Below are 3433 nucleotides of genomic sequence, written 5' to 3' on the forward strand. Positions count from 1 at the left end.
CCGCGATTGCAGATTTGCTGAGTAACCCGCTTTCATGCAGCGACGCCAAAACGCCCGCATTGAACGTGTCGCCCGCGCCAATGGTGTCGGAGTTGCTTAGATCGACCGGGTTCGTCGGCACGTGCACAGCGTAGTCCGCATGATATGCCGTCGCGCCGTCGCCGCCTTGGGTGATCAGAACCAATTTGGGGCCTTTGTTCAGCAATCCCTTTGCAAGATCTGCAATTTCGCCTTTGCCCTCTAGCCACGCAAGATCTTCGTCGCTGAGTTTCAGAATGTCGCTTGCACCGATCATCCGTGTCAAACGTGCGCGAAATGCGGTTTCATCACGGATAAAACTGGGGCGGATGTTTGGATCAATCATCGTGACCTGATCTGTGGCGGCAAGTAGCATGCCCTCATATGTTTCGGCACATGGTCCATAGGCGAGGGAAATACCGCCAAAAAAGAGTGCATCAACAGAGGCAGGCAGGCTGGGAACATCAGAAGGCGCGAGCGAACGCAGCGCCGTGTTCTCATCAAAGAACGCATATTTTGCTTGGCCATTTTCAAGCTGAACAAACGCGAGCGTCGTGGGCGCGTTGCTTACGGGGCACAATTCGTACGTCACATGGCTTGCGCCCAGATGCGCCTTTAACTGCGTGCCGAATAGATCTGTAGACAGGCCCGCAAAGAAACCGCTGGGGACACCAAGGCGACCCAACGCGACCGCCGTGTTCATGACCGCGCCGCCAGAGTGGGGAACAAAGCCCGTTTGGCCGTCACTTGTTTGGCCAGCAACCATGTCGATTAGGGCTTCTCCGCAGTTCAAAATCATGGCGTGGGTCCTTTGTTTTTGTGCGTTGTTAGCGCTCACATATATGGTTGGATTGCGGATACCACTGCGGTTTCCAAGTTTCCATCTATTATTCTCACGGGGTAATTTTCAAATCAACGCCCCAAAGTCGTGTTTTGTGATGCGCGCGATAGGGCCGTGTTGTAGATCGCAGGTAACAGATTGGAACAAAGCATGCGCACATACATTCTACGGCCTTTGCGATGAGCGCGCTGACCCTCGGTTTGATCGCGGCATTGATGTGGGGCTTCCACGATGTTTGCGTTCGTTTTGTGAGCCAGAAAACACCGTTGATGGCGTCGCTGATGACCGTGTTGATCACGGGGACACTCTTCCATTTGGGCGTGATGACTGTTCAGGGTGGGTTTACACCGGTTACCGCGCCAATCTTCGGCTTATCAGCGCTTTCCGGCGTTTCCCTGCTTGTTGCGAGTTTAGGCTTATATGCCGCATTTCACCGCGGACCTGTGCGATTGGTCGCGCCAATCATCGCAAGCTTTCCAATCCTGTCCGTGGCTTGGGCTGCATTCACAGGTGTACAAATAGACCTGTGGCAATGGAGTGCGGTGCTTGCAATCATTATCGGCGTGTCGCTTGTTGCGGCCTTATCAGACGAAGATGATAACGATGGCGACAATCCTTCTAGAGGACTGACCATTATTTTCGCCGCCATTTCGGCAATCGGTTTTGCTGGGACATTCGCGCTGGGGCAAATGGCAAGCGCGCAAGCGGGTGAATTGCCCGTCACTTTAATCACGCGCATCGTCGCGATTGCGTTGTTGTTCATTGGAATGCTTGCGTTGAAGCTGCCGTTCTGGCCGGGGCGCGCAGCATTGCCGATATTGACGTTGATGGGCATCGCAGACGGAATCGCGCTTCTTTGTGTTTTGTCCGCAGGCCACCTACCAGATGCGCAATATGCCTCGGTTGCCAGTTCAATTTTCGGCCTCTTGACGATCGTCTTGGCATGGGCGTTTTTGCGTGAAAAAATGACAGGTGTTCAGTGGATGGGCTGTGCCATAGCGTTCTGCGGAATTGGATATCTTGCGCTATAGGCTTAACGGCGCGTCCGCATTTTGGTTGCTGTGAATCCATATTCCTTTTTGATCGCTTCATTCATTGAGCTGCTTGAGCCAAAGCCAGTCGCGATCGCAATTTCCATCATCGGCAGTTGGGTTTCCTCGATCAAAGCGCGCGCCCGTTTCGTGCGCAATTGCTTGTAAAAGCGGGCAGGGGTCTGATTGAACACTTCCTTGAACATCCGTTCCAAATGGCGCGTGGATACGCCAATTTCTTGCGCGAGTTGATAGATATTGAAGGGCGTATCAAGCGATTGATCCATCGCCTTTACGGCCGCTTTCACCCGCGCGTCTGACAGGGCGGGAAGCTCTGTAATGTCATTGGGTTGATCCGCGTGGGCTGTTCGCACCAAAGGCAAAAGCAAGCGATTGCCAAGCTCGCCCACATCGGCCCTGCTCATTTGGGGGGCGATCAACGCGATGATTATCTCCATGGTCGCGCCACTACCTGCTGAGGTCATCACGCTACCTGATTTTTCGGACAAGGCGTTGGTCAATGTTGGATGGTCGCCAGATTCCATCAACGCCAGCGCATCGTGCCAATGGGTCGTGACTTTGCCAGCGGGTGTTTTGGTCTGCTTGATGTACGTGGTCGCGGCGTTGGAAAGTAAGACGCAGGTGCGCGACAGCCGGGTCATTTGGCGCAAACGTGCGAACCATGCGCCATCCTGACCACTACGACCGCCCACGACAATTAATGCATCGCCAAGTTCGTGATCGCGCACCAAAGGTTCCGCGCGCACGATCATTCCACAATCACCGTTCAACAGACCGGGCGTTTCAGAGACATAGCGCCAGTGAAAAAGAGTTGCCCCCTTCACGGCATTCGCTGTTTTCAAGGCCTGCGTGATTGCAGCCGTCTCAAATTCGCAAAACCCGCGCCCCACATAGATTTCAAAATGCGTCAACGCACTGTGCTGATATCCCGAAGGGGAATTCGCATTTTGGCGACCATTCATCTTCATCTGTGTGCGACTCCATTTGTGCGTGCGTATCCCGAAGCGCTGTTTCGCGCAAACGTGGCGTCCATGTGGAAGTGTCAGTTTGTTTGCGCTAAGTGGCATTGTAAGCAAGTAAATGACACTAAAAGGTTCCTCATGGCGCAAGATCTAGACTTCGACCTGTTGATCATCGGCGGCGGCATCAACGGCTGCGGCATTGCACGCGATGCTGCGGGGCGGGGCCTGCGCGTTGGTTTGGCCGAGATGAACGATTTGGGATCAGCGACATCAAGTGCGTCAACAAAACTGTTCCATGGCGGTCTGCGCTATCTAGAGTATTTCGAGGTGGGTTTGGTGCGCAAAGCCCTGATCGAACGCGAAGTTTTGCTGAAAGCAATGCCGCATATTTCTTGGCCGATGCGTTTTGTTCTGCCCTATCACAAAGATATGCGGTTCGAGAGCACCACACCAACGTCCAAATTGCTCAACATCGTGATGCCTTGGATGAAGGGGCGTCGCCCTGCGTGGCTGATCCGGTTTGGTCTGTTCCTCTATGATAATCTGGGGGGGCGCAAAAT

At 53.8% G+C, this 3433-nt stretch carries 4 protein-coding genes; 2 read left to right on the plus strand and 2 right to left on the minus strand.

Annotated elements, in window-relative coordinates; all coding sequences use genetic code 11:
* The coding region (locus QZ279_RS03450) for a carbohydrate kinase (protein ID WP_293447962.1) at positions 1-817 on the minus strand (817 nt) is incomplete at its 3' end.
* Between the two features lie 221 nt (positions 818-1038).
* On the opposite strand from QZ279_RS03450, the gene QZ279_RS03455 reads away from it, so the two are divergent.
* Positions 1039-1890 (plus strand): DMT family transporter, encoded by an 852-nt coding sequence (locus tag QZ279_RS03455; protein ID WP_293447963.1) that lies wholly within the window; start codon positions 1039-1041, stop codon positions 1888-1890.
* A gap of 2 nt (positions 1891-1892) precedes the next feature.
* Here the strand turns inward: QZ279_RS03455 and QZ279_RS03460 are convergent, their stop codons facing one another.
* Positions 1893-2879 carry a helix-turn-helix domain-containing protein gene (locus QZ279_RS03460; protein ID WP_293447965.1) on the minus strand — a complete coding sequence of 329 codons (987 nt, stop codon included), beginning with the start codon at positions 2877-2879 and terminating at the stop codon, positions 1893-1895.
* 132 nt (positions 2880-3011) lie between these two features.
* Between QZ279_RS03460 and QZ279_RS03465 the strand changes: the two genes are divergently transcribed.
* Positions 3012-3433, plus strand: a 422-nt coding sequence (locus QZ279_RS03465; RefSeq protein WP_293447967.1) for an FAD-dependent oxidoreductase, incomplete at its 3' end; no start/stop codon positions are given.

The sequence above is a fragment of the Planktotalea sp. genome, assembly GCF_018607965.1.
Lineage (GTDB): Bacteria > Pseudomonadota > Alphaproteobacteria > Rhodobacterales > Rhodobacteraceae > Planktotalea.